22 protein-coding genes and 2 pseudogenes are annotated in these 26,465 nt (G+C 41.5%); 3 read left to right on the top strand and 21 right to left on the bottom strand.

Translation table 11 applies throughout. The features are described 5' to 3' along the window. Nucleotides 1-7 precede the first annotated feature (7 nt). From accD to WJP93_RS05055, 10 genes are all read right to left on the bottom strand, one after another. Nucleotides 8-1,690 carry an acetyl-CoA carboxylase, carboxyltransferase subunit beta gene (accD, locus tag WJP93_RS05100; protein ID WP_337547204.1) on the bottom strand — a complete coding sequence of 561 codons (1,683 nt, stop codon included), beginning with the start codon at nt 1,688-1,690 and terminating at the stop codon, nt 8-10. Nucleotides 1,691-1,695: 5 nt separating this feature from the next. Further along, entirely contained in the window at nt 1,696-3,042 is a 1,347-nt protein-coding gene (locus WJP93_RS05095) for an acetyl-CoA carboxylase biotin carboxylase subunit (RefSeq protein ID WP_337547203.1), read from the bottom strand. Nucleotides 3,043-3,050: 8 nt separating this feature from the next. After that, complete coding sequence (gene fabZ, locus WJP93_RS05090; protein ID WP_118612705.1) at nt 3,051-3,479, bottom strand: 3-hydroxyacyl-ACP dehydratase FabZ; 429 nt, start codon at nt 3,477-3,479, stop codon at nt 3,051-3,053. Nucleotides 3,480-3,502: 23 nt separating this feature from the next. Then, nucleotides 3,503-3,973 carry an acetyl-CoA carboxylase biotin carboxyl carrier protein gene (gene accB / locus WJP93_RS05085; RefSeq protein ID WP_337547202.1) on the bottom strand — a complete coding sequence of 157 codons (471 nt, stop codon included), beginning with the start codon at nt 3,971-3,973 and terminating at the stop codon, nt 3,503-3,505. 16 nt (nt 3,974-3,989) lie between these two features. Then, nucleotides 3,990-5,231 carry a beta-ketoacyl-ACP synthase II gene (fabF, locus tag WJP93_RS05080; protein ID WP_118612706.1) on the bottom strand — a complete coding sequence of 414 codons (1,242 nt, stop codon included), beginning with the start codon at nt 5,229-5,231 and terminating at the stop codon, nt 3,990-3,992. Between the two features lie 35 nt (nt 5,232-5,266). Continuing rightward, nucleotides 5,267-6,001: a 3-oxoacyl-[acyl-carrier-protein] reductase gene (gene fabG, locus WJP93_RS05075; RefSeq protein ID WP_337547201.1), complete on the bottom strand. Its 735-nt coding sequence runs from the start codon at nt 5,999-6,001 to the stop codon at nt 5,267-5,269. A gap of 8 nt (nt 6,002-6,009) precedes the next feature. Continuing rightward, nucleotides 6,010-6,936 carry an ACP S-malonyltransferase gene (fabD, locus tag WJP93_RS05070; protein ID WP_337547200.1) on the bottom strand — a complete coding sequence of 309 codons (927 nt, stop codon included), beginning with the start codon at nt 6,934-6,936 and terminating at the stop codon, nt 6,010-6,012. After that, nucleotides 6,929-7,867, bottom strand: a complete 939-nt coding sequence (fabK, locus tag WJP93_RS05065) for an enoyl-[acyl-carrier-protein] reductase FabK (RefSeq protein WP_066563734.1) — start codon at nt 7,865-7,867, stop codon at nt 6,929-6,931. The genes fabD and fabK overlap by 8 nt, the downstream gene beginning before the upstream one ends. Nucleotides 7,868-7,939: 72 nt before the next feature. Continuing rightward, nucleotides 7,940-8,167, bottom strand: a complete 228-nt coding sequence (gene acpP, locus WJP93_RS05060; protein ID WP_066563736.1) for an acyl carrier protein — start codon at nt 8,165-8,167, stop codon at nt 7,940-7,942. Between the two features lie 65 nt (nt 8,168-8,232). Further along, nucleotides 8,233-9,219 carry a beta-ketoacyl-ACP synthase III gene (locus WJP93_RS05055; protein ID WP_227100294.1) on the bottom strand — a complete coding sequence of 329 codons (987 nt, stop codon included), beginning with the start codon at nt 9,217-9,219 and terminating at the stop codon, nt 8,233-8,235. 273 nt (nt 9,220-9,492) lie between these two features. Here WJP93_RS05055 and WJP93_RS05050 point away from each other — a divergent pair, with 273 nt between their 5' ends. Next, nucleotides 9,493-10,791, top strand: coding sequence for a glycosyltransferase (locus tag WJP93_RS05050; protein WP_337547199.1), 1,299 nt, complete (start codon nt 9,493-9,495; stop codon nt 10,789-10,791). Between the two features lie 58 nt (nt 10,792-10,849). Here the strand turns inward: WJP93_RS05050 and WJP93_RS05045 are convergent, their stop codons facing one another. Both WJP93_RS05045 and WJP93_RS05040 read right to left on the bottom strand, forming a co-directional pair. Beyond that, nucleotides 10,850-14,095 carry a hypothetical protein gene (locus tag WJP93_RS05045; protein ID WP_337547198.1) on the bottom strand — a complete coding sequence of 1,082 codons (3,246 nt, stop codon included), beginning with the start codon at nt 14,093-14,095 and terminating at the stop codon, nt 10,850-10,852. Nucleotides 14,096-14,163: 68 nt separating this feature from the next. Then, nucleotides 14,164-16,233 carry an MMPL family transporter gene (locus WJP93_RS05040; RefSeq protein ID WP_337547197.1) on the bottom strand — a complete coding sequence of 690 codons (2,070 nt, stop codon included), beginning with the start codon at nt 16,231-16,233 and terminating at the stop codon, nt 14,164-14,166. A gap of 258 nt (nt 16,234-16,491) precedes the next feature. Here WJP93_RS05040 and WJP93_RS05035 point away from each other — a divergent pair, with 258 nt between their 5' ends. Continuing rightward, nucleotides 16,492-17,127: a TetR/AcrR family transcriptional regulator gene (locus WJP93_RS05035; protein WP_337547196.1), complete on the top strand. Its 636-nt coding sequence runs from the start codon at nt 16,492-16,494 to the stop codon at nt 17,125-17,127. A gap of 98 nt (nt 17,128-17,225) precedes the next feature. On the opposite strand, the gene WJP93_RS05030 is transcribed toward WJP93_RS05035, so the two are convergent. From WJP93_RS05030 to WJP93_RS05000, 7 genes are all read right to left on the bottom strand, one after another. Beyond that, nucleotides 17,226-17,828: a 50S ribosomal protein L25 gene (locus tag WJP93_RS05030; protein ID WP_066563752.1), complete on the bottom strand. Its 603-nt coding sequence runs from the start codon at nt 17,826-17,828 to the stop codon at nt 17,226-17,228. A gap of 183 nt (nt 17,829-18,011) precedes the next feature. Next, entirely contained in the window at nt 18,012-18,416 is a 405-nt protein-coding gene (locus WJP93_RS05025; RefSeq protein WP_337547195.1) for a hypothetical protein, read from the bottom strand. Nucleotides 18,417-18,475: 59 nt separating this feature from the next. Next, nucleotides 18,476-20,470: a right-handed parallel beta-helix repeat-containing protein gene (locus WJP93_RS05020; RefSeq protein WP_337547194.1), complete on the bottom strand. Its 1,995-nt coding sequence runs from the start codon at nt 20,468-20,470 to the stop codon at nt 18,476-18,478. A 440-nt stretch (nt 20,471-20,910) separates the two neighbouring features. Beyond that, entirely contained in the window at nt 20,911-21,765 is an 855-nt protein-coding gene (locus tag WJP93_RS05015; RefSeq protein WP_337547193.1) for a sugar phosphate isomerase/epimerase, read from the bottom strand. Nucleotides 21,766-21,843: 78 nt separating this feature from the next. Next, nucleotides 21,844-22,851 carry a Gfo/Idh/MocA family oxidoreductase gene (locus tag WJP93_RS05010; RefSeq protein WP_308730919.1) on the bottom strand — a complete coding sequence of 336 codons (1,008 nt, stop codon included), beginning with the start codon at nt 22,849-22,851 and terminating at the stop codon, nt 21,844-21,846. A gap of 15 nt (nt 22,852-22,866) precedes the next feature. Beyond that, complete coding sequence (locus WJP93_RS05005) at nt 22,867-24,042, bottom strand: Gfo/Idh/MocA family oxidoreductase (protein ID WP_337547192.1); 1,176 nt, start codon at nt 24,040-24,042, stop codon at nt 22,867-22,869. A gap of 39 nt (nt 24,043-24,081) precedes the next feature. After that, nucleotides 24,082-24,870 (bottom strand): sugar phosphate isomerase/epimerase, encoded by a 789-nt coding sequence (locus WJP93_RS05000; RefSeq protein WP_337547191.1) that lies wholly within the window; start codon nt 24,868-24,870, stop codon nt 24,082-24,084. Nucleotides 24,871-25,066: 196 nt separating this feature from the next. Between WJP93_RS05000 and WJP93_RS04995 the strand changes: the two genes are divergently transcribed. Further along, entirely contained in the window at nt 25,067-25,945 is an 879-nt protein-coding gene (locus tag WJP93_RS04995) for an AraC family transcriptional regulator (protein ID WP_337547190.1), read from the top strand. Between the two features lie 22 nt (nt 25,946-25,967). On the opposite strand, the pseudogene WJP93_RS04990 reads toward WJP93_RS04995, so the two are convergent. Then, nucleotides 25,968-26,216, bottom strand: a pseudogene (locus WJP93_RS04990) (DUF1016 N-terminal domain-containing protein); the annotation flags it as partial. Continuing rightward, nucleotides 26,206-26,465, bottom strand: a pseudogene (locus WJP93_RS04985) (hypothetical protein); the annotation flags it as partial. The pseudogenes WJP93_RS04990 and WJP93_RS04985, both read right to left, overlap by 11 nt.

Genomic DNA, 26,465 nt, shown 5'->3' with positions numbered 1-26,465 from the left:
GCCATAATCAATATTTACGAAATCTCTGATAGCGGTGTTCGCACAGCTCTATGCTGTCCATACTGCCATATTTTAATAAAAACTGATCAATCTGGCTGCGAAGTGCCTCTGCTACATCTTCCATCTGATCCTTTGAAAAATGTTCCGGCTCCTCAAATACACGCTCGACAATTCCTGCCTTTTTCAAGTCGGCAGCTGTAAGCTTCATACTGTCAGCAGCCTCCTTTGCACGCTTGCTGTCTTTCCAAAGAATACTTGAAAATCCTTCAGGAGAAAGGATGGAATATACTGCATTTTCCATCATCCATACCTCATCTGCTACTGCAAGCGCAAGTGCACCGCCGCTTCCGCCCTCTCCAATCAAAATGGAAAGAATTGGTGTCTTTAAAGATGACATTTCAAAAAGATTTCTTGCGATTGCCTCTCCCTGTCCATGCTCCTCTGCTTCAATTCCACAGGCAGCGCCTGGCGTATCGACAAAGCAAAGAATTGGACGATGAAATTTTTCAGCCTGCCTCATCAAACGAAGTGCCTTTCGATAGCCCTGTGGAGAACACATGCCAAAATTTTCATTTTTCTCCTGCGCAATCACAGTGACAGGTTGACCATTAAAAAATCCAATTCCTGCCGTAACAGCTTTATCATCTGTCATTATTCGATCACCATGAAATTCATAAAACTGATCAATTAGTGCATTAATATAATCATAACCTATAGGGCGTTTTTTATCGCGTGAAAAGCAAACGCGGTCCCATGCCGAATATTTTTTCTGAATATTTTCTTCTGCAGCTTTGACATTTTCAATTTCAGTTTTTTCTGCGAAAAAACTTATCTTCAATTCAGCCGATACACTATGAAGATGCAAAAGATCTGTCAGCACTTTCTTTTGCTCATGACGCTCAACAATGCGATCCACAAAGCCATGCTCAAGCAAAAATTCTGCTCGCTGAAAGCCTGCCGGAAGGCGCTGTCCTGTCGTCTGCTCTATCACACGAGGTCCCGCAAAACCAATAAGTGCCTTTGGCTCTGCCAAAATAATATCAGCCTCCATAGCAAAACTTGCCGTCACACCGCCTGTTGTTGGATCTGTAAGCACACTTATGTATAAAAGTCCTTCATCACTGTGACGCTTAAACGCAGCTGATGTCTTTGCCATCTGCATAAGAGATATAATTCCCTCCTGCATTCTTGCACCGCCAGAGCATGTAAAAATGATAATAGGCAGCTTCTTTTTTGTTGCCTCTTCTGCTGCACGCGTAATTTTTTCGCCTACTGCCTCTCCCATGCTTGCCATCATAAAGCGGCCATCCATCACGCAAAGCACACACGGCTCGCCGCCTATTGTACATTGTCCTGTTACAACAGCTTCTTTTAATCGTGTCTTTAACCTCGCAGCAGCAATTTTTTCCTCGTACCCTTCAAACTCCATGGGATTTTTGCCCACAAGATTCTGATCCCATTCAAGAAAGCTTCCCTCATCTGCAATTCGCGCAATACGCTCCTGTGCACGAACACGAAAATAGCCATTGCAGCTTGGGCAGACATAGAAATTTTTTCTGACATCCTCTGCTACTATCGCCTTTTTGCACATGCTGCATTTGCAAAGAAGACCTTCTGGCACCTCTGGTTTCTTGCGGATTCCGGCAAATGGCCGCACCAATGTCTTTTTAAATACATGATCGAGATTCATAATCTTTATGCCTCCTGCTGAATACGGTCAATAAATTCAATGTCAATATTTCCTGCCAGAAAATCCGGATGATTAAGCAGCGCATACTGATAATTGACATTGGTATCAACGCCCTCTATGATTACCTCACCGAGCGCACTTTGCATTTTTTGAATTGCCTCACGTCTGTTTTTTGCCCACACACTTATCTTTGCTATCATTGAGTCATAATATGGCGGAATCGTATAGCCACTATAAATTGCAGAGTCAATGCGCACTCCCTTGCCTCCTGGCAGATGAAGTCCTGTAATAGTTCCTGGACATGGCAAAAAATTCTCCTCTGGACGCTCTGCATTTATTCGTACCTCAATTGCATGGCCACTAATCTTTACCTGATCCTGTGTATAAGAAAGCCTCTTTCCATCAGCGATTCGAATCTGCTCTTTAATAAGATCTATTCCTGTGATCCACTCTGTAATTGGATGCTCTACCTGGATTCTTGTATTCATCTCCATAAAATAGAAGCTACCATCTTGCTCAAGCAAAAATTCAATTGTGCCAGCATTAACATAACCTGCTGCCTTGGCTGCACGCACTGCTGTCTCTCCCATTCTTTGACGAAGTTCTGGCGATAACGCTGCACTTGGCGCCTCCTCGATCATCTTCTGATGATTTCTTTGAATAGAACAGTCACGCTCACCGAGGTGAATTACATTCCCATAAGAATCTGCAAGAATTTGAAATTCAATATGACGCGGTCTTGTAATAAAATGCTCAATATACATAGCATCATCGCCAAATGACTGCTTTGCTTCTGCCTGTGCTATTGCAAAATTTTTTACAAACTCTTCTTCATCCTTTGCCGTGCGCATTCCCTTGCCGCCTCCGCCAAGGACTGCCTTAATCATAACTGGATAACCAACCTTTTTTGCAGTCTCTTTCGCATCCTTTTCATCATACACTGCATGATCACCGCCAGGTATAACTGGCACACCGGCACTAATCATAGTCTCTCTGGCAGCCTGCTTGTCACCAAGTTTAGCAATCACATTAGAATCTGGCCCGATAAAAATAATGTTGCATTCTTCACACAGTTTTGCAAAGCGGCTGTTTTCCGACAATAATCCAAAGCCTGGATGAATGGCCTCTGCACCTGACACAATTGTTGCACTTATGATACGCTCCATTGACAGGTAGCTCTCGCTAAGCTTTGCCGGTCCGATACAAATTGCCTCATCTGCGAGCTTCGCATGAAGCGCATCCTTATCGGCCTCTGAATAGACTGCTACCGTTTCAATCCCCATCTCTCGGCAGGCACGAATAATGCGCACTGCAATCTCTCCCCGGTTTGCTACAAGAACTTTCCTTATCATGTTATCTCCTATCCTATCATAAATGTTAACTCAGCACGGACAACTACCTTGCCATCCACGCTTGCAACTGCCTCTCCAATACCGACAGGTCCTTTTGTCTTGATGATCTTTGTCTCAAGACGTACCTTATCACCAGGCACTATTTTTCCGCGAAAACGGCACTTGTCAATTCCGCCAAAGTAAGCTGTTTTTCCCTTATTTTCTGGAAGTGAAAGAATTGCAACTGCTCCCGTCTGCGCCAGTGCCTCGATTGTCAAAACACCTGGCATAACTGGTTCCTGCGGAAAATGACCGGCAAAAAACTCCTCACGGTATGATACACATTTATATCCAACAGCATACTCACCCGGTACATAATCCTCTATGTAATCAATTAATAAGAACGGATGGCGATGCGGAATAATATCTTTAATCTGGTTAATATCTAAATGATTCATATTCTGATTCTCCAATTTTTGGCTTAAGCTTCTTCTATAATAAACAGCTTCTGACCGTACTCAACAGCATCACCGTTTTGTGCACAAATTTCTTTTACAATGCCATTTTGTTCGCAGGTAATCTCATGCATCAGCTTCATTGCCTCTACAATGCCAAGCGTCTGACCCTTCTTTACGCGGTCACCTACTGATACAAACGGTGCTTCTCCTTCTCCCGGTGCCGTATAAAAGATACCAACAAGAGGAGAATCAATATATTTGTCAGATGATGCTTCATCTGTCTTTTTTGATGTATCTGCGTCAAAAACATCCTCACAATTTTGAACAATGGCAAATTCTGACGCTGCGTTTTTTACTTCTTTCTGCTGCACAACGATTTCCTTTGCTGCATTTTTCTTTAGGCGAAGCTTTATCTCTCCTGTCTCGTAGCAAAAATCATCCAGCTTTGACTTTGATACGTGATCGATCAGCTTCAAAAGATCGTCCAATTCCATATGACTTTTACCACCTTTACGCATTTTCGTATTTCTTTATTAAAATTGAAGCATTATGGCCGCCAAATCCAAGTGAATTGCTCATCGCATAGACAACATCTTTTTCCTTAGGCGCCCCAATTGTGTAGTCAAGATCACATTCCTCGTCAGTCTCTTTTGTGCCCATCGTCTGATGAATGTAGCCTTCCTCAACAGACTTTGCACATACAACAAACTCGACGCCTCCTGCTGCTCCAAGCAAATGGCCTGTCATGGATTTTGTTGAATTGATGCAGACATTTTTTGCTGCCTCTCCAAATGCCAACTTAATTGCACGCGTCTCAAAAAGATCATTGTGATGCGTTCCAGTTCCATGTGCATTGATATATGTGATTTCTTCTGGAGCAGCCTTTGCCTCTGTCATGGCAAGCTCCATTGCCTTAGCTGCACCGCTTCCATCTTCGCATGGTGAAGTGATATGGAATGCGTCTGCTGTAGCTCCATAGCCTACTACCTCTGCATAGATATGCGCACCGCGCGCTTTAGCATGTTCAAGCTCCTCAAGAACAACTACACCTGCACCCTCTCCTAAAACAAAGCCTTTTCTGTTTTTATCAAACGGAATTGATGCGTACAGCGGATCATCTGATGTTGAAAGAGCAGTCAGTGACTGAAATCCTGCAATTCCTGTCGGACAGATACTGCTCTCTGCACCGCCTGCAAACATAATATCAGCATCATCATACTGAATTGCACGAAATGCATCTCCAATGCAGTGTGTACCAGATGCACAAGCTGTTACGACATTCGTGCACTTTCCGCGAAGTCCAAGCTGAATTGAAACATTTCCTGCTGCCATGTTTGAAATCATTCTAGGAACCATAAGCGGATTGACACGGTTCACCTGTCCCTTTAAAATCTTTTCATGCTCTGATTCCATCATCTCAAGAGAACCAATTCCTGAACCTATCACAACGCCTGCGCGAAATGCATCCTCTTTTGACAGATCAAGACCTGAATCCTCAAGTGCTTCTTTTGATGCTGCCACAGCATAGTGTGAAAAGCGATCCATTCTCTTTGCTGCCTTAAAATCCATACGATCTGCTGCCTTAAAATCCTTTACCTCGGCAGCAAGCGTAACTTTATAACCAGTCGTGTCAAAACGAGTGATAGGTCCGATTCCTACCTTTCCATCGCGGATTCCCTTCCAGAACTCCTCTACTGTATTTCCAATTGGAGTCACAGCGCCCAAGCCTGTCACAACTACTCTTCTTTTCATCAATTATCCTTGCCTTTCTGCTATGTTATTATAGATTACATTCCGCCATCGACCTGAATGATCTGACCGGTAATGTATGACGCATCATCTGACGCCAGAAAGGCCACTGTTTTTGCCACATGCTCTGGCTTTCCAAATGTGCCTGCCGGAATCTGGCTAAGAATCTGATTTCTTATCTGCTCGCTTAATTTCTGCGTCATATCAGTTTCAATAAAACCTGGTGCTACAGCATTTACGGTGATGCCGCGCGATGCAAGTTCCTTTGCTGCTGATTTCGTAAGACCTATAACACCTGCCTTTGATGCCGCATAATTTGCCTGTCCTGCATTTCCAAAAATACCAACCACTGAAGAAATATTAATAATTCTTCCGCTTCTTTGGCGAAGCATTGGACGCGCCACGAGACGCATCGTATGAAAAGTTCCCTTTAAGTTTGTATCAATGACTGCGTCAAAATCCTTCTCTGATATACGCATCAAAAGATTGTCACGCACGATTCCTGCATTGTTGACTAAAATATCAATTCGACCATATTCGCTAATGATATTATTTATAAAAGCTTCGCACTCGGCTGCATCTGCCACATTGCACTGCACACCTACAGCCTTGCCGCCTGCCTGTATAATCTCATTTACTGTCTCATCAGCTGCCTGTTTTGAGCCATTGTAATTAACAATTACAAATGCTCCTTTAAGCGCAAGCTCCTTTGCAATGGCTCTTCCGATTCCGCGGGATGCCCCTGTTACGACTGCAATTTTTTCTTCTAACATACTTCACCTCACGCCTTTGACAGACATTTTTCAAGTGCTATGGCATCCTCGAAAGAGGATACGTTATATACAGTTGCCTTTGGTGCAATCTTTCTCATAAAACCTGCAAGTGTCTTTCCAGGTCCTATCTCAACAAAAGTATCCACACCGTTTTCAAGCATTATCTCGATACTTTGCTGCCAGCGAACAGAAGAATAAATTCCTTTTGCAAAAAATGTACTGATCTTTTTACTGTCTGTCACTATTTCGGCAGTCGCATTTGCAACATAAGGAACCTGCAGCGTTGAAAATGACATTGATTCCATCTCCTTAAGCAGCGCTTCTCCTGCTGGTTTTAAAAGCAGGGAATGAAATGGTCCACTGACTTTAAGCTCCACAACACGCTTTGCACCTGCCTCTTTTAATGCTAAAGATGCCTGCTGCACCTCATTAGTCAGACCAGTTATTACTATCTGACCAGGACAGTTATAATTTGCGATCCATACATTTTCAAAGCTTTCAAGAATTTCTTCTATTTTTTTTGCATCTAATCCTAAAACAGCTGCCATTGCGCCTTCACCGGCTGGAACAGTGCTCTGCATCAAAATTCCTCTGCGTCGCACTAACTTTATAGCATCTAGCTCGTTCATGCCGTCTGCTGCTGCAACTGCTGCATACTCTCCAAGGCTTAAGCCTGCTGTGATGTCAGGATTAATGCCGCGTTTTTTTAGTTCCTGCACAATTGCAAGGCAAACGCTTACCATACATGGTTGTGTGTACTCTGTCAAGTTAAGTTCTTCGTGCTCACCAAAACACATTTCCTTCAAATCGAAGTCAAGAATTTTTTGTGCTTGATCAAAAAATGATCTTGCGGCTTCACTGTTTTCATAGAAATCTTTTCCCATTCCAGCTTTCTGCGCACCCTGTCCTGGAAAAATAAATGCAAGCTTACTCATAACATGCCCCTTTCTCAAGAAGCTTTGCTGCCTCAGCCACAATGTTTTCAATGACCTCCCTGCAAGTTAACTCCTCTTTGATCATTCCTGCTATCTGACCAGACATGACACTTCCATTTTTCACATCGCCTTCTACAACAGCCTTTCTAAGACCACCTAACGTCAGATACTCAAGTTCCTCTAATGTTGCACCTTTCTTTTCCAGATCAAGATACTGCTTTGTCATTTCATTTCTAAGTGCTCTGACTGGATGACCAGTGCTTCTGCCTGTTACTTTCGTATCAATATCTTTTGCTTTTAAAATCTTATCCTTATAATTTTGATGTGCCCAGCACTCCTTTGTCGCAACAAAACGAGTTCCCATCTGTACACCGCATGCCCCAAGCATAAAAGCTGCTGCAAGACCTCTGCCATCTGCTATTCCGCCTGCCGCAATAACTGGGATATTCAATGCGTCAACTACCTGCGGAACAAGTGTCATTGTCGTACTCTCACCAATATGACCACCTGATTCACATCCTTCTGCAACAACAGCATCGGCTCCTGCTCGCTCCATTCTTTTTGCTAAAGCAACGGATGCAACGACTGGAATCACCTTAATGCCCTTTGATTTCCAAAGTGCCATATAACTCTCTGGATTTCCTGCACCTGTCGTAACAACACTTACGCCCTCCTCTGCAACTACCTGTGCAATCTCTGGCGCATAAGGACTCATCAGCATGACATTGACGCCAAACGGCTTATCTGTCAGCTGCTTTGTCAGGCGAATCTGTTCTCTGACCCACTCAGCCGGTGCATTTGCGGCACCGATAATACCAAGTCCGCCTGCATTTGATACTGCTGCTGCAAGCGTATGTTCCGCCACCCATGCCATTCCGCCTTGAATGATTGGTGCCTGGATTCCAAGCAATCTGGTTAATTCTGTCTGCATCCTTTTTTCCTGCCTTTTCTCGTTTCTCATTTATAATCATGAACATGCTCTTGTTTCATGATCGTATGTTATTTACTCTTTATGACTCTGAATATAATCGATTACATCAGCAACAGTCTCAAGCTGACCCAGATCATCAGTTGGAATTTCAATTCCATAGTTTTCCTCAAGTGCCATTACCATCTCAAATAAATCAAGAGAATCTGCCTTTAAATCATCCTTGAAAGAGGACTCCATTGTAATGCTGTCTTCCTCTACACCTAAGTTTTCTGCTACGATAGTCTTAATTTCTTCAAACATTTTCATTTCTCCTTTATAATAAATTATTGTTTTACCGTTTTTTGCGGTTTCTGCTTTGATCGTTCTTACTTCTTTCTCCAAGTAATCACATCTGCTCCCCAGGTTAAGCCTCCGCCAAAGCCTGCAATGATAATTTTATCACCGTCATGAAGCAGCTTTTTTTGATTCATTTCATCAAGAAGAATCGGGATTGATGCTGATGAGGTATTTCCATATTCATCCAAATTCATTGGAAATTTTTCAATTGGCTGATCCATACGCTTTGCCACTGCCTCTACAATGCGGCGATTTGCCTGATGAAGAAGATAATATGCAATCTCTTCTTTTTTCAGATTGTTCTTCTCTAGAAGTTCGTCAATTACTTCTGGCACCTTGCGCACGGCAAATTGAAAAATAGCTCTGCCATCCATGCTTATAAAGTAGTCGCGCTTAAACAAGTCTGGATGCTCCTTTTCAAACAGCCAATTTGCATCATGACGACTCTTTAAGGTAAGTGCCTGTGACTGTCTTCCATCAGCATGAAGAACAGGAACCCATGAATCATTTTTTGATGCTTCTAATATAACTGCACCGGCGCCATCGCCGAACAATATACAGCTTCCCCTGTCTTGCCAATCCACTACATTGGAAAGCACCTCGCTTCCGATGACAAGTGCATAGCGTACAATTTTGCTTTCAAGATATGTACGCGCCGTGACAAACGCACTCACAAAACCGCTGCATGCTGCGTTCAGATCAAAACATAATGCATTAGAAGCACCTATTGCTGCCTGCACAAGACATGCCGTACTCGGCATGATGCTCTCTGGGGTCATAGTGGAAACAATAATCAGACCAATCTCATCCGCTAAAATTTCCGCATCCAAAAGTGCTTTTTTTGCTGCACAAACTGCTAAAGAGGAAACCGTCTCATTTTCTGCAATATGACGTCTTTTTATTCCGGTGCGCTCTGTGATCCATGCATCGCTTGTATCAACAAACTGTGCCAGATCATCATTTTCCATTACATGTGATGCAGCGCATGCACCTGTTCCTATGATTGTTCCTGTCATATCCATCCTCTGCTCTTTCTTTCCATTGCAGTTCACAAGTTCAGCTCTCTGCAAGAATATCTCAAAGCAGATGCTTTTTACTCATGAGCTGTTACCAGTTTACCAAATTGCCAGTTAATTACAATTTACAAAAAAGCGTAAAATGTAAGAAATTTAAGAAAATCATCATAGCATTTCAAAAACAGTTCTGGTAAAATAAGAATATAAAAAGTTGATTTGTACACGCAAACCAAATACTTATTTTTCAGGAAATAGAAAGGATGGATTAGCTTTATGTCTGTTAAAGTTAGTATTATCGTGCCTGTATACAACTCTGCAAAGACACTTCGACGCTGCGCAGACAGCATTTTAAATCAAGATTTTACTGATTATGAACTTTTTCTTGTTGACGATGGAAGCACCGATGATTCTGGTGCGATCTGCGATGAATATGCCGCCCTTGATAACCGTGTCCATGTCATTCACAAAAATAACAGCGGTGTATCTGATACAAGAAATACAGCTCTTGATCTGGCTCACGGAAAATACATACAATTTTTAGACAGTGACGACTGGATTACACCAGATGCTACAAAGCTTCTTGTGCGCACTGCTGAGAAAAACAACTGCGATCTTGTAATCGCAGATTTTTATCGTGTCAATGGGGAGCGTGTTTCTCAAAAAGGAGATATTGATGAGGATGCCGTACTTTCAAAAGAAGAATTTTCCCACCATATGATGGAAAATCCTGCCGACTTTTATTATGGTGTGATTTGGAATAAGCTGTATCGCCGCGACATTATTGAAAAGCATGAGCTTCGCATGAACGCACAGATTAACTGGTGTGAAGATTTTATGTTTAATCTGGAGTATATAAGATATGCTGAGCGTTTTATTGCATTGAAGGTTCCGATCTATTACTATGTCAAAACAAAAGGTTCTCTTGTGAGTCAGAGTGTAACGATCTCCAATACTGTCAAGATGAAACTCGAAATTTTTGAATACTATAACAATTTTTATAAACACACATTTGATGAAGCATATTATGAGAAAAACCGACTGAGAATCTACCATTTTTTGATTGACTCAGCAAAGGATGGATTTGTAATGCCTTCAATTCTTCCAGGATCAAAAAAATTAGGAAGTGAACGCACAAGTGTATCTCCACAGGCATTAAACGGACATGGCGTTATTATTGATATCTACCGCAGCAAAATGCTTTTATATCGTTATCTTGAATCTGCTGCTATTAAGCATGATTTGACACTAAATGATGCCTGCCTTTTACTTGCTTTGGAAAATCCAATTCCATTTACAACAAAAAAAGAGCTGGCCAATTATGCACAGCTCCCACTTCATATTCTTTCTTTGTCGCTCTCTCATCTTTCGGTGCGCGGTTTCATTCAGCCTCTTCCGATACAGCATTTTTCAGTTCGTTTGCTTGAGACAGCCGCGCCAGTGCTTGACGATCTGAAAGCTGCAATTAATGATTTTGAATGCACCTGCATGCGCGACTTTACAAAAGAAGAGAGCTGCCTTTACAGACAGCTCTCAGAACGGATTCACGAAAATGTATTAGAAAGTCTTCGCTGATCCAAATATAGTATTTTTTAGACACCATGTGCTCATTGCAGTACATGGTGTTTTTTAATTATTCGATCTCGTCAGTCTCAATGATGAATTTAACAGAACCATTCATGCTGTCACTTCTGCCGCTGTAGGTATCATATGAAATCTCATCTGAGGTCAGAGCCTTTAAGCGGTCAAGAATTACTGTCAGATTCTCATCAGCCATATCCTTGATCTTGCTGATTCCTTCATCATAAAACTCCTGCATACCGTCCTTTAAATCCTCTGCGCCATCCTTAAGCTCGCTGATTCCATCTACTACATCATCACTTGCATCTGATAATGTGTCTGCACCATCCTTAAGATCACTAACGCCATCTGCTAACGTCTGTGCACCACTCTTTAAGTCAAGTGTTCCCTTTCTCAAATCATTAGTTCCAGACTTCAATGTATCAGCACCACTGCTAAGTGCACTTGTACCAGACTTTAATGTGTTAATTCCGCTTTGTAATGTACCAGCACCACTCTTTAAGGTATCTGCACCTGTCTTTAAAGTATCAGTTCCGCCCTTTAAAGTGTCAGTTCCGCTCTTTAAGGTGTCAATTCCGCTCTTTGCACTGTCGATGCCGCCCTTTAAGGTTGCTGCACCATCACGTAATGTCTGACTGTTTGCTGCAAGCTGTCCTGCTCCTGCCATCATCTGTGTGCTTAACTGATTTAATCCTTCGATCAGCTGTCCTGCTCCAGTCTGGAGTGCTGCTGCGCCGCTTGTAAGAGATGCACTGTTTGCCTTTAACTGTGCTGCACCACCTGTAAGTGTGTCGTTGTTTGCATCAAGCTGTGCAAAACCATCTAATAGCTGTTTGATACCTGCCGAAGCCTGCGTGTTTAATGTAGCAACTTGTGTTGAAAGATTACCCATTGCTGCATTGAAATCTTGCATATTAGAGTCAAGTAAATCAACACCCGTGCTAAGCGCAGTGATATCTGCTGCCGGAATCTGATCCTTCATAGAAGTAATACTGTCGATCTTTGTCTGCACATCTGTAAGTGAGGTAATTAAACCTGTAACAGTTGTCTGAAGAGTATCAAAGGTATTCTTAATGCTTTCTACCTTCGCTGCCATATCTTCCAAATTTGCATTCAATGTTGGAAGTGTTATTCCATCAATTCCTTGTACTGGGGTATATGCTGGCGCATCAACATTTACCGCCTCTACTCCACTTACATTTACAAGGCTATTAATTGCTGTCTGTAACGATGCTGCCAGCTCAGTATTTCCTGCTGCATTTGCTGCGTCAAGCTGCTGCTGAAGAACTGCTCTTGCGCTGTCAATCTGTGCATTTGCGTTGGCGATCTGCGTATTTGCATTGTTTATCTGCGCATTTGCTGCATTATTTACACTGTCAGCCAGTCCCTGTGCAGCACTTGAGAGCTCTGTATTTGCATTAGCAATCTGCGCATTAATCGTATCCTTTGCCGTTGCTGCTGTTTTTGCTAACTCAACAGTGTAACTCTGTACTGCCGTGATCTGATTCATCAAATATTCAGCATTTGCCATCATGCCCTGAACTGGTGCTACGATTTGCTCTTTCATAACACTAGATAATCCACTTGCTTCTGTGATCAGCTCATTTCCAGTTTTCAACATGCTGTCTAACAGAGTCATTAACTGTTTAGTCTCGTCAGTTCCCAAGGAAGCCTTTAAGGATTCTGTTCCCTGTGCCAGTGCATTTGATGCTGCGACAAGATCCTCTGTCGTCTCTCCCTCTCCATCAAGTGCTGCAGTAAGTGTGCTTAACGCACCTTGAATCTGAGTCAGTGCCTGTGCACCCTGTGAAAGCTGCTGTTCGCCTGCAACATATGCACTTACGCCATCTGCTAAAGAATCTGTTCCTGCTGTGTAGCTGTTAACACCAGCTGCCAGTGTGTTGATTCCTTGGGCAAACTGAGAAACCTTTGTGTTTAATTCACTGTCACTTGACAGATTTGCCTGAATACCTGCATTTAACAGATCGACACCAGATGTATAATCATTGATTCCACTCTGTAATGTACCTGCACCACTCTGTAACTGTGCTGCTCCGCTTTGCAACTGTCCTGCACCGCTCTGTAACTGACCTGCTCCACTCTGAAGTGAAGTTGCACCACTTGCAAGCTGACTCACACCACTTGCAAGATCCTTAGAACCACTCTGAAGCTTTCCAGCTCCATCGTCAAGCGTCTTTGCTCCGCTTGCGAGATCACCTGCTCCGCTTTGTAACTGCTTTGCTCCATCTGCAAGTTTATTTACACCATCTGTCAGATCACCAACGCCATCCGAAAGATCATGTGTGCCATCTCTTAATTCCTTAACACCATCATCAAACTCGCCATACTTCTCGTCAAGTTCCTCCACACCATCATACAGATCAGAGGTTCCATCAACAAGCTGTGTTGCTGCATCTGTAAGATCATCAAGTGCATCCTTGATGTCATCTAATGCACTGTCATCATCAAAATCAATATCCTTTAACAGATCAGACAATGCAACTGTAAGAGAAGAACTCATTGAGAAATCTGTTACATCAGCTTCAATCGATACGCTGTCTGGAATGTCAATATCAAGCGTTTTGTCTTCACTGTTCTTATTGTCATCATCTGCAGAAAGATCAATCGTGTCAAGCTTTAAGCTATCCTTAAGACCAGGCATTCCGACACCCACAACAATATTTCTGCTTCCATCGGAAATTACCTTTCCGTTGTCGATGGTGACATTAGAGAATGTATCATCTGGAAGTATCATTGCAGTCAGCATTACAAATGGACTGTAGATAGTCTCATTCTTTCCATCTACCTTTGCACTCTTCTTCTCGTTGTTAGTATACTGAATCTTGATCTGAAGATGACCGCTCTTGCCGACAAGATCCTGCGGCTGCATCTCTTGTCCATCTAATAAGTATGTAAACTTTACAGATACCGGAAGATCCTTATTGCTCTGACCCTGATAATAAATATCGCTGCCATCTGTATTCCATGTCAGGCTGTCACCATTTTCACTAAAAGTCTCATCACCTTTTACATTCTTTATATTTGTCAGATCAGACTGATCCTCAACGCTGCTTTCACTGCCTGCATTCTTTAACCAGTTAGATACTGTGATCTGCTGTGGATTTCCAGACGCATCTGCATTTACATAGACGGTTTCCTCTTTTGATACACTGCTTGATGAATCCTTTGTATTTGCTGTGTTAGCAGCCATTGCCATTGGAACACTTCCTACTGCTACTGCCATGCCGACTGCAAGTCCGGCTGTCATTTTTCTTTTCAGCATATGATTTCTATTCATAATATAACACCCTCATTCTCATTTCTAAATCAGAATTGCACGCTTGTGCACGCCAGTTACTTTACTTTTTATTTCTTTCCAAGAAAGTTAATTGATGTCTTACAAATTACCTTATCAAAAATCAGGAACATTGCCGGCAAAACAAGTGCTACAACGACAACACTGATTAATGCACCTCTTGAAAGAAGTGTACAGATGGAACCAATCATATCAACCTTTGAATAAGCTGATACACCAAATGTTGCTGCGAAGAAGCTAAGACCACTCGTTATAATGGATTCAAGGCTTGCCTTATGTGCTGCACTTACAGCTTCCTTTTTATTCTTTCCTCTGCTTCTCTCTTTCTGATAACGGCTCGTCATCAGGATTGCATAATCTACTGTCGCACCTAATTGAATAGTTCCGACAACGATAGAGGCAACAAACGGAAGACTGATATTTTGATAGAACGGCACTGCCATATTGACTGCTATCGCAAATTCGATTACTGCTACCAGAATAATTGGCAGTGAAATCGACTTGAAGATAATCATGATAATGATGAAAATCGCTGCCATTGATACTGTGTTAACACTTTGAAGGTCGATATTTGTTACATCCTCAAGGTCCTTCATCATAGGAGCTTCACCGATTACCATTGCATTTTCATCATAACCCTTTACAATGTCATTGATCTGGGCAATTTGACTGTTAACTTCTTCTGTCGCTGACTGATATTGTGAGCATACAAACGCAAGCTCCCAATTATCACTTTGCAGCATACTCTTGATATCCTTTGGAATCATGGAATCTGGAATAGTTGCACCAACTAAGGAATTTAAGCTGATCGTCCACTTAACACCGTCCACTTCGTCAATGGCATTTAACATATCGCGCTTATCCTTTGCGTCCATGTTCTTATCCATCATAACCATGTGAAGAACACTCATATCAAAGTCTTCTTCAAGCTTTTCATTTGCCACATTGCTCTCAAGTGTAGATGGAAGAGATTTTGCAATGTTGTAATAAATCTTTGTATTGCTGTTTCCATAAATTGCCGGAGTTAAAAGAACAAGGAAGATAACAAGCCAAATCTTATAATGCTTTGTAATGAAGCCAGACAATCTATCCATGCTCTTAATGAGCGGCTTATGTTTTGTTTTTTCAATCGGCTTATCGAAAATAAGAATCATAGCCGGAAGAACAGTTACACAGCAAATAACACCGATTACAACTCCCTTTGCACTGACAATACCAAGATCGCGACCAAGTGCGAAGGTCATAAAACAAAGTGCGGCAAAACCAGCAATTGTTGTAACAGAGCTTCCCACGATAGACTTAAAGGTATTGGCGATTGCATGACCCATCGCACGCTCCCTATCATCTGGGAAACGTTCTTTATTTTCCTCATAGCTGCTAAGAAGGAAAATGGAATAATCCATTGTAACACCGAGCTGAAGAACAGCTACAAGTGCCTGTGTAATATAGGAAATCTCTCCAAGGAATACATTCGTTCCCATGTTGTAGAGAATAGATATTCCGATACTTAATAAGAAAAACAGCGGAACCAAAAACGAATCAGTAAACAGCTGCAATACGATGAAGCAAAGAATTGCGGCAATCACAACGTATGCCGGCATCTCGCTTAATGCCAGGTTCTTAATATCGGTAACAATACCAGTCATACCGCTTAAGAAACACTGATCATTACTGATCTTTCTCATTTCGGTAAGTGCTTCCATAGCTTCATCAGATGATGTCGTGTTGTCAAACAGCACAAGCATCATGGTCGCATCACCTTTAAAGAACGCCTCTCGCAGATCCTTTGGAATCATCTCGACTGGAAGACTTAAATCAGCAACATCATCATACCAAAGAACATCCTTAACGTGATCAATCTCGCTGTATGCATCTTCTAGCTTTTGCACATCCTTTAGTTCCATGTTTTCCACGACGACCATGGAAAACGCGCCCATTCCGTATTCATCAACCATAATATCCTGGCCCTTGATTGTCTCAAGCGTGTCTGGCAGATAACTTAAGATATCATAGTTGACTCTTGTCTTTGCCATACCGATCACGGAAGGAATCATAAGCAAAATGCTGATCAATATGATCAGATATTTATGTTTTGCAATCCATTTTCCTACTTTAACCATAGCAACCATCTCCTATCTTTTTTTCACACTACGCATTATATGCAGAAACTGACTTTTGGTCAATATTAAAAGTATCCGAAAAATATATGGTAACAAAATGAATTTTGGTCAGTTTTTAATAATTGACTTTTAGTCAGTTTTGTAAGATAATAACTCTAAGATTCAAATTTTTAAACATTTACACCTTTACTATTACTTAGTATCTTGATATAATGATAGCTTAGGATAAATTACAAGTATTACAGGAGGGGTTCTCGTATGGGAAAAGTGGATATCAATAAGAAACAAAAGAAAAACGCTTTGCTGCAGACGGCCTTTGATTTGTTTCGCGATAAGGGCTTTGCAAAGACGACTATCTCTGATATTGTTTCAGATGCCGGCCTTGCAAAGGGAACTTTCTATTTATATTTTAAGGATAAATATGATTTGAGGGATAAGCTGATTGCCCACAAAGCAGGGCAGCTGTTTGCAGATGCTCACCATGCACTGCTGGATCAGAAGTTTAATAGCTTTGAAGACCAGATTATCGCAGTTGCCGACTACATCATCGGCCGCCTGAATGATGATCACGGTCTTTTAACCTTTATTTCCAAGAATTTATCATGGGGGATTTTTAAAACAGCTTTTGAAAATACACTGCCAGATGAGTCTTTACAGTTTTATGATTATATATTTGAACAGATGAAAAAAAATTCATATGTCTGTCCAGAGCCTGAGCTAATGCTCTTTACAATTATCGAACTCGTTGGTTCTACATGTTACAGCTGTATTTTGTATGGCCAGCCAGTATCAGTTGAAGAATATCTTCCTTATCTCCATACTGTAATACGCCAGATTCTGGCTGGATTTTTGGTTCAGCAGTCGGCACAAATTGAAACAAAAACTGCTTCGTAATAAATTTTCATATTTTTTTGTGCAAAAAAGGAATGGTCATTTTCGTGACCATTCCTTTTTTCGAATCATTTAATTGTTCACTTATAATTTTCTCCAGATTATTCGTCCTTCTTTGGCTCTTCTTCAGTTTCTGCTGTCTCTGGCTCAGGTACTGCTGCATTGTGTGCTACATTTAATGCTACTACAACCGCATCTGGATCTGTCATAATAGTAATCTTCTTATCTGCATAAATTGGAAGATCCTTTACACGAATAACATCGCCAATCTTCATGTCGCCAACATCAACTCTGACCTCATCAACCAGATCTGCCGGCAATGCCTTATAGGCAATCTCTTCAAGGCTCTCCTGAAGTACACCTTCTGCAATCTTGTCATGATTCTCTAAGACAACCTCAACAACAGAATGAACTTTTTCTGTGCTTACAAGTGCCTGAAAATCAATCTCATCAATTCTTCCTGCAACAGGGTTATATGCGACGTCCTTGATCAGTGCATCATACTGAGTTCCCTCAACATCAAGCATGATCTGACTTCCTTTATGTGCTTTCTTTAAGAATTTCTCTAACTCCAGTTTCTGAAACTTTACTGGGATAGAACCTTCAATTTTCTTTCCGAACACGTTGCCTACAACGTATCCCTCTCTTCTAAGCTTCTTTGCTTTGATGTCCATGCTTCGTTTTTCAGCTTTTAAAGTATTCATTTTGTCTTTTCCTCCAAAAATCTGATTCCTTAGCAGCCTTCGACAAGAGGTTTTGTTAAGAAACTGACCTGTCTGGTCATTTCCTTTGTTCGATATGTAATATAACACCACAAACTCAAAAATGCAAGAGTTTTTTTGTGAAGATTTTGTGAACAGTTCACGCGTCATGCTAGACAGTTTCTTTTATTTTGCTGCCACAATTGGCTTAAAATCTGCTGTATCTGCACAAAAATATCCGCCAAGCTTTTTTGTTATAAAAAGCATAATCTCTTTTGCCTTTTCATAATCATCTGGACGAATTGTAGCTGCAAATACGGTATGAATACCATTCTGAAGCAAATAAGCATCGCCTTCGTCATCACCAAGTGTGCCTTCTAAATCTTCCATATCCAGTGTACCGCTCTCTGGCAATGAAATTTCAAGTACACCTGCTGCCTCCCAATATTCAGCATTCTGCGCTTCATTAAACAGCTCATAGATTTTGCGAAGCGGCAATTCTTCTTTGTTTAAATACAGCCATTCACCTGGCATTTTGGCAGCCGGTTTCTTACTAGTTTTTCCGTTCTTTTTTAAATTTGAGTGTGCCATAAATTTCTCCTATCAAACATTCTAACTGTTTATGAGGGTATCTATCTGACAGATCTCGATTAATACAGCTTCTTCACTGATTCCTTAGCATCTGCAAACGGTCCTGGGATGACATCGACACCACGATGCGTTCCAAAATAGTCACTGTCAAATCGGATTGCAGTTCCATCAGGATTTTCAAAGCGTTCCTCTGGCTCAAATGCCTTTCCGAGCACATCTGAATCAATCATTCTATTTTTAAAGCCTTCGATCAGTTCGTATACGTTTGTATCCAGATAATAGCCGTCCTCTTTCTGAACAAGCTCTACGCGCACATCCTCACGTGCGACAGCTGATATCATGGCATTGACATCCTTCTTACTTGGCTTTGCACCACCAAGATAAGCGTTGCCTTCAATCCATACTGGCAACTTTCCTTCGTGTGCGCCATAAAGTTTTGCCATATCAGCAGGCTTACTAAAATCAAACTGAGAAATCCACTCATCATATGTCGGATACTCATCAAACATCCAGGTACCTGCTGCACGATTTTCTGTGTCAAATCCATCATCTGAATCGTGCATTGTTATAATATCATCTGATGGCCATTTCTGTACAAAGATATTATTATAGAAACGATCATCACCATGAAGTACGGTCATAAAGCCCATTACCTCAGTACGATGCGGCATATGATACGGTGTATAACGCGGTCCTGTTCCTCCGCCCACACAAGTAAGTGCACCACAGATCAAATTGTGGACAAGTGCTACACCCTCTGTTGCAAAACGAAGACTTGCATCGGAAAGCATAATGTTATTATCAATCAATGTCGGACCATGTCCAACTTCAACAAAGATATCCTGTGACATCATGCCGCCCTTTAATACAGACGCAAACGGCGGACGCTGATTATCATGCAGCAGGTTCTGGCTCAGTCTTGTTCCCTGTGCTTCCCAGTCACACCAAATACCCATTGTACAATGATGAATGTGATTGCGGCGCATTGTCACATCGATTGCAGCATGCATCTTAATTCCAGCAATCTCAGCACCGCCTAACTCCATCATGTTGTTGATATGATGAATATGATTATCCTCAATAATACTGAACACACCACCCATACGGCCTATGATTCCGCCCTGCTCGCAATGATGAATGTTGTTTCGGCGAATGATATGGCTTCCAACTTTTTCTTTCAGCCAGCCATGATACTGACCACGACATACAGCATCACGCTCCATCTGTGTCGGGCTCTTTACATATTTTGTAGTAAAGTAATGGTCATTCTCTGGATCAAGATATTTGCCAAGCGAAATTCCTGCACACTTGCTGTTTGAGATCTCGCAGTCCTCGATGATCCAACCCTTGCTCCAATGTGGTCCAATCATTCCATCCTGATATGCAGCAGGCGGTGCCCATGTTGTTGCAGCCTTTGTCACAGTAAACCCGCTTACTGTAATATAGCCAACACCTGTCTTTGACGGCATAAAGCACTCACGTCTTACATTAATTTCTACATTTTCCTTGTTCGGGTCTGCTCCCTTAAAATTCGCATAAATAATAGTCTCATCTGTTTCCTGATCCTGTTCTGTATACCACTTGTAAACAGATTCCTCTGGAACCCAGCTGCACTCATAAACTTCGCCCTTAATACAATCCTCAAGCGAAGATGTCTCATACAATGCTCTGTCATTTAAATAAACACATCCAGTATGCTTGTCTGCCTTGGCAAAATACCAATCGCCATATACAAATGTAGTATACGGATTATATGCACCAAAGGTACTGTTTGGCACTCGGCACACCCATACATTGTCCTGATAATGCTTCCAACTGGTGATACGCTCTGCTCCTGTAATAACTGCTGCTAATGGCTCTGTACTCTTATATGTAATGCGTGCATCTGGCTCTCCTGCAAAAATAGGATCCACATACTCACGATATACACCAGGTGCTACAAGCACTGTATCACCTGGTTTTGCGACCTTTGCAGCCTCATTAATACGGCGAAATGGCATTTCCTTGCTTCCGTTTCCATCACGTCCTGCACGGACATCAACATAAATATCCATATCATTTTTTCCTTTCAATATTAGAGATTCTTATTTTTAGATGTTGTATATTTTTACTTACACAACAGCTTGACACGGTCTGATTATGTATATTTATTGACTCTAAGAATCAAATTGTGTCTACCGCGATTATACATCATTGCTATCAAAATGTCTCTCTTTTTCTTTATTTTTAGAAAGGTTTTTATAGTAAAACGTTACTCTTTACGTGAGATTTTACTGTATCTTCAACCTCTGAAAAAACGCTTCAATTGTTTTCATTATTTTTCCGCCTTTTCTCTCGTTCATGTAATACTCTAACTGCCTTTATTTTATCCTGTTCTTTCTGCTTTCGTCAAGATAATTTTTCATTCAGTAAAAGATTCCGAAAACACCTGCGTTGTCACAGATATCTCGGAATCTTATCTAGGTTTATAGGTTTATAGGGTTTACAAGTTTAATTATTTTCCAAGAAGTCCTTCTAGTGCACGGTATGCAATGCAGAATGCCTTCTCAGTATCATTTTCAGCACGCACTGCGGCATCCTTTTCAAGACTTCCTAATCCTGCAAAGTTTGCCAGATGCGGTTCAAGACTCAAATAGCCCTTGTAGCCAGACTGGTCAAGTTTGTCAAAGATTGCGGATAACTGGCCATCTCCTGTTCCTGGAGGAACAACCTCACCGTCTGCCATACGTGCATCTTTTACGTGAACATACTCAATATATGTTTTTAACATTTCGTAAGCATCTGCTGTATTTTGTCCACACTGAATGAAATTTGCAAAATCAAAGGTCGCTTTAAAATGATCTCCATAAAATTCTTTCATCAGATCAAGACAGCGTGCTGCGTTGTCACCATAAATACCTTTCTCATTTTCATGAAGTAATACAAGACGACTAGCCTTTGCCTCCTGCACCATGCGATCCATACGTTTCATAACTGCGTCACGAGAATCCTTCGGATCGGCATTTTCTGGCAGATAAAAACTGAACATACGAATATATGGTGTCTCAAAGATATCAGCTATGCGCTCAATACGCTGCAGCTTTTTCATATGAGCTTCAAAATCATCCTCAATGCCAATTTTTCCAATTGGAGAACCAACTGCGGATACACGGATTCCAGCAGCGTCAAGACTTTTTTTTGCTTTCTTTGCCTGCTCATCGGTAAAATCTGCTACGCCAGTGCCATCAGCACTTCTAAACTCCACAAATTTAATTCCAAGCTCATTTAATACCTGAATCTGTCTGTCAAGTGATACACTGATTTCATCAGCAAAACAGCTGACTGGACAGTTTGAAAGTATTTTTCTCATGTTTTCTCCTTCTTAGTCACAAAACTTAACTATTCAAAACTACATTCACAGCAAGTAATTTTACATGACTCTGAATAGTTACGAAAATTCCACAACATGATGCTCACGCGCTGACTCATATGCACCAAGCATCAAACGAATACTATTTTCTAACACTGGAAGCTCCAACGCAAAGTCGGTATTATTTTCCAATGCCTTATAAAAATCACCAATACATGCTGTATGACCGCTTCCCCAGTAACTTTTTCCAATTGGAACAGGGCGCTCCACGTCTGGCTTTGTAATTGTTCCATCCGGATAACGATAAGAAACATCCAAATCCTCAATGCGAACTGTTACCTTCTCGCAGGAAATCTCAATTAACGGCGGAACATCTGCACAATATGCATTCGTTGCATAAAAACATGCAACTTTTTCACCAAATCTAATATATGCCTCCAGCGTATCTTCAACCTCGATAAGCCCTTTTAAATGATGATTTGAAAGTGAAGCATCAATCCAATCTGGCTTTCCTAATAAATCAGAAAGAAGATCTAATGTATGTACAGCCTGATTAATCAATACACCGCCGCCCTCTGTTGCAAGCTTTCCTCTCCACTCACTCTGCGTATAATATGGTGCCGGACGATTCCAAGTGACAAGTCCACGTGCGCCTAACACTTTTCCTGCCGCGCCTGATGCAATAAATTCTTTTGCTGCGCGATAGCTTGGATTATAACGATTCTGATAGCATAAGCCCAGCTTTGCCTTTGACGCATAAACTGCCTGCTTTAACTGATCCAGCTGCGCCAATGTGATTGCCGGTGGTTTTTCCATAAACACATTTATGCCGCGCTCTAGTGCATACTGTGTCATAGGTACATGAAGATAATGCGGCGTACAAACATGAAGCACATCAGGCTGCTCTTTTTCAATCATTTCCTCTAGTGAGGCATATGGCTTTGTATGAAATCTTTCGGCATAATCCTGGGCTTTCTCAAAATGAATATCTGCCACACCGACAAGCTCTGTATCTTTTTGAGCAGTCAGTACGGCAGCATGGACTGCGGCGATATTGCCGCAGCCAACAATCACTGCACGTTTCATAGAAGCACCTCCTACTTATTCCTTAGTCTTGCTTCCGTAACTTCCTGTTGTATCAAAAGTAATATCCTGTACATTTTCCTTTTTCTTGGAATTTGCACGATGCTCATTCAATTTTTCAAGGAAGAGATCCTCGTCAATTGGCAGACTAACCGGCTTTTCAAGCCATGAAGACAAATGCATTGCATTAGACAGCTCAAGTCCATGAATACCTTCAACGCCATCTGCCACTAATGGCTCACCGCGAAGAATAGCAGCAGCAAACGCATTTAATACACCAATATGCTGAGGATTCTTTCCGTCAAGCTCTAATGTCGTCTCATGACACGGTGGCTTTGCAAATCCTTCTGTTGCCTGATAGCAGTACTCTCTCTCATTAATTTCAAGCTCATAGAACTTAAGCTCATCTTTTTCTGCAACAAGCTTTCCTTTTTCGAGTGTTACCTCAAGACGGTTTGTTCCAGGTGCATCAGCTGTTGTAGTAACAAATACACCCGTTGCGCCATTCGGGAACTCCAGATATGCAGTCACATCATCCTCAACCTCTATATCATGCCACTTTCCGTTATGACAGAATGCACGTACCTTTGACGGCATTCCGCAGATCCACTGCAGCAAATCCAGATTGTGCGGACACTGATTTAATAAAACGCCGCCGCCTTCGCCGTCCCATGTTGCTCTCCAGCCGCCTGAATTATAATATGCCTGTGTGCGGTACCAGTCTGTGATTATCCAATTCACACGCTTTAATTTTCCGTAATCACCGCTCTGTACCATGTCATGCATCTTTTTATATATACAATTTGTTCTCTGATTGAACATCATACCAAATACGCGGTCGCTCTTCTCTGCGGTCTCGTTCATTTCTCTTACCTGCTTTGTATAAACACCTGCCGGCTTCTCGCACATAACATGAAGTCCATTTTCAAGTGCAAGTATTGTCAGACGCGGATGATCATAATGCGGTACTGCGATCAATACAGCATCACATGTACCTGATTTGATTAAGCTGTCGCCATCCTCGAAAATTGCTGTGCCCTCCGGCATATTTTCCTTTGCCCACTCTCTTCTGCTCTCACGAAGATCTGCCGCTGCCGTAATACGCACTTCCGGCACTTTTCCTGCCATGATATTGGCGGTGTGGCCACTTCCCATGTTACCAACACCAATAATTCCAAGTCTTACCTGTTCCATCTATCTTTTTCTCCTTCTTATATTCACTATCATAAAAGATTAACGATATCCAGCCTTTGCAAGATTATCATAACTTGTCTTCAAACACTCAAATGGGCTGCCCTGTGTGCAGACATCCTGCTCTACCAACATATATTCACAACAACTGTTCTCAAGTTCCTTAAAGATTGCCGGGAAGTTTAAATTACCCTCCATAACTGGTGCCATGATCTGGTTCCAACCCTTAATCTGCATATCTTTTAAATGAACGCACGGAATACGATCCTTTAACAGACGAATCCACTCGCATACATCAGCACCCGCTGCTGCTACCCAATAGGTATCCAGAGTAATTCCCATCTCATCTGGTGCAAATCCTTCCATAAGATACTCAATTATTCGTTTTTTCGAATTTGCATTTGGCAGATTTTCTGCCTCAAATGCCTCAAACTCAGTATTGTGATTGTGGTACATCAAAAGCTTTCCTGATGCAGCAATCTTTTTTGCCGGCTCCTTAAAATCATCCATGAAATGGCTCAGCCACTCCTTTGTACGATAGCGATCTGGCATCATTCCAAGTCCAATGTAGCGGCATCCCATGATATCATGCTCCTTAATAAGTGCTTCAGTATCATAGAGGATTCGATTAGGATCACTGTGTGTCAATGCAATCTCAAGACCATTTGCATCACAGATTTCTCTAATCTGCTCTGGCTTAAGATCCTTTCCTACTGCGGAAATCTGGACAGTCTTATAGCCCATTTCTGCAATTTTTTTCATAGAACATGCGAAATCCTTTACATTCTGAGTATACGATTTAATCGTATAAAGCTGTGCACCTGTTTTCATAATAAATCTCCTTTTTCATTTTATTTTTTGTTGGTTTTTATCAAGTTTGTTTCGTTTTTTCTAGGCTTCTATGTCTACTATACTTCTTTTAATCCAAAAGATCCATTGCAAAAAAGAAACAAAACATTGCATATATAGCGATCATATGGTATCCTGTTTTGCAGAGCACAAAAAAGTAAAGAAAGGTTCTGATCATATGGATTCAACGGCACATATCAATACCGATCTTGTTTCATTTGGCTATTCAGAAAGCACATATGTGATGACAGATTATGCGCTTCACTGCCATAATTTTTATGAAGTTTTTTATTTTCTTTCTGGTGACGCCGACTATCTGGTAGAGGGTGTTAACTATCAGCCGACACCTGGAAGTGTGCTGTTACTATCACCGCACGCATTTCACGGTGTGCGTGTTAACAGCACTGCCCCATATAGACGCTATTCCCTTCATTTTCACCCAGATCTGCTGCTCCCAGAACGGCGTGATTTTTTATTGCGCGCATTCCCTCAAACAGGTGAAAATGCCAGACAGCCTATTTATTTTAAACATACTGAACAATTTCATCTACTGTCCTATCTGGAAAGTCTTGAATCCTGTTCTCGTAAAAGCAATGAATTTCAGGCACAGATGCTTCCAATCTGCGTAGAAGCGCTGCTGATGCAAATTGCAGATATGAGTGATTCGTGCAATGCTTTTTCAAAACAGTCTGACACTCCACAGACGCAGCTTAGTTCCATTCTTTTTTATTTAAATCAGCATTTGAAGGACCCAGTGACACTTGATGAAATTTCAGATCATTTTTTTATCAGCAAGCATCATTTAAATAAAGTTTTCAAAAAGGCAACCGGAACAACTGTAATTGACTACCTTTTAAGAAAACGAATCGCTTATGCACAGATGCTCCTTTTTAATGGCTACCACGCAAAAGAAGCCGCTGCAAACAGCGGCTTCCTTGACTATTCTTCTTTTTATCGTTCTTATGTGCGCATACTAGGACATCCGCCTGGCGCAGACCGTGGAGTCCTCGCCAAACCAAATGATTCTGGTATTGGAAATGTGACGGTGCAGATTTAAATTTACTTATTTCTGCTGACTTTTTGATATACCATTTGCGTTCATCCATATCAGCTACCTTATCCAGAAGAACAATATTATGACCCCACGGAATTTGTGCAACAACCTGTTGCACAAATTCCCGATCTGGATAAGTCTCAGCGAATTTTGCCATATATTTTAAATTTCGAACGGAATATCCCTTACTCTCTGGAAAAGCAATCAGCATATCTGAATTCACATGAATCGTTGCACGGTATTGTGCAGCCCTAATTTCCCTCTTAATATGCAATCCTGAAATAATCCAAGTATGCCTTATATCGATCTTGCGCTGTCAAGCAAGTGTCTGTCAGGTACCCTTTTTCATTGTTCCATTCTTTCAATCCTCGATAATAAAACATTTTCAAATTATCCTCAATAATGAACGGAACAATATTGTATTTTAGGCATTCTTTGAACATAATCAATCGTCCCACACGACCATTACCATCAGGCGATACCACATTGAGACCCCGCAAGAAAACGATAGTTAATTTCCACT

The sequence above is a fragment of the Anthropogastromicrobium sp. genome (assembly GCF_037349415.1).
GTDB classification, from domain to species: Bacteria; Bacillota; Clostridia; order Lachnospirales; family Lachnospiraceae; genus Anthropogastromicrobium; species Anthropogastromicrobium aceti.
The sequence above is the reverse complement of the archived record's forward strand: the minus strand, read 5'-3'. Positions and strand labels throughout refer to the sequence as shown.

Coding starts and splice junctions, on each gene's coding strand:
- accD (WP_337547204.1), bottom strand. CDS start 1,690: ATGAATCTCGATCATGTATTTAAAAAGACATTGGTGCGGCCATTTGCC.
- WJP93_RS05095 (WP_337547203.1), bottom strand. CDS start 3,042: ATGATAAGGAAAGTTCTTGTAGCAAACCGGGGAGAGATTGCAGTGCGC.
- fabZ (WP_118612705.1), bottom strand. CDS start 3,479: ATGAATCATTTAGATATTAACCAGATTAAAGATATTATTCCGCATCGC.
- accB (WP_337547202.1), bottom strand. CDS start 3,973: ATGGAATTGGACGATCTTTTGAAGCTGATCGATCACGTATCAAAGTCA.
- fabF (WP_118612706.1), bottom strand. CDS start 5,231: ATGAAAAGAAGAGTAGTTGTGACAGGCTTGGGCGCTGTGACTCCAATT.
- fabG (WP_337547201.1), bottom strand. CDS start 6,001: ATGTTAGAAGAAAAAATTGCAGTCGTAACAGGGGCATCCCGCGGAATC.
- fabD (WP_337547200.1), bottom strand. CDS start 6,936: ATGAGTAAGCTTGCATTTATTTTTCCAGGACAGGGTGCGCAGAAAGCT.
- fabK (WP_066563734.1), bottom strand. CDS start 7,867: ATGCAGACAGAATTAACCAGATTGCTTGGAATCCAGGCACCAATCATT.
- acpP (WP_066563736.1), bottom strand. CDS start 8,167: ATGTTTGAAGAAATTAAGACTATCGTAGCAGAAAACTTAGGTGTAGAG.
- WJP93_RS05055 (WP_227100294.1), bottom strand. CDS start 9,219: ATGACAGGAACAATCATAGGAACAGGTGCATGCGCTGCATCACATGTA.
- WJP93_RS05050 (WP_337547199.1), top strand. CDS start 9,493: ATGTCTGTTAAAGTTAGTATTATCGTGCCTGTATACAACTCTGCAAAG.
- WJP93_RS05045 (WP_337547198.1), bottom strand. CDS start 14,095: ATGAATAGAAATCATATGCTGAAAAGAAAAATGACAGCCGGACTTGCA.
- WJP93_RS05040 (WP_337547197.1), bottom strand. CDS start 16,233: ATGGTTAAAGTAGGAAAATGGATTGCAAAACATAAATATCTGATCATA.
- WJP93_RS05035 (WP_337547196.1), top strand. CDS start 16,492: ATGGGAAAAGTGGATATCAATAAGAAACAAAAGAAAAACGCTTTGCTG.
- WJP93_RS05030 (WP_066563752.1), bottom strand. CDS start 17,828: ATGAATACTTTAAAAGCTGAAAAACGAAGCATGGACATCAAAGCAAAG.
- WJP93_RS05025 (WP_337547195.1), bottom strand. CDS start 18,416: ATGGCACACTCAAATTTAAAAAAGAACGGAAAAACTAGTAAGAAACCG.
- WJP93_RS05020 (WP_337547194.1), bottom strand. CDS start 20,470: ATGGATATTTATGTTGATGTCCGTGCAGGACGTGATGGAAACGGAAGC.
- WJP93_RS05015 (WP_337547193.1), bottom strand. CDS start 21,765: ATGAGAAAAATACTTTCAAACTGTCCAGTCAGCTGTTTTGCTGATGAA.
- WJP93_RS05010 (WP_308730919.1), bottom strand. CDS start 22,851: ATGAAACGTGCAGTGATTGTTGGCTGCGGCAATATCGCCGCAGTCCAT.
- WJP93_RS05005 (WP_337547192.1), bottom strand. CDS start 24,042: ATGGAACAGGTAAGACTTGGAATTATTGGTGTTGGTAACATGGGAAGT.
- WJP93_RS05000 (WP_337547191.1), bottom strand. CDS start 24,870: ATGAAAACAGGTGCACAGCTTTATACGATTAAATCGTATACTCAGAAT.
- WJP93_RS04995 (WP_337547190.1), top strand. CDS start 25,067: ATGGATTCAACGGCACATATCAATACCGATCTTGTTTCATTTGGCTAT.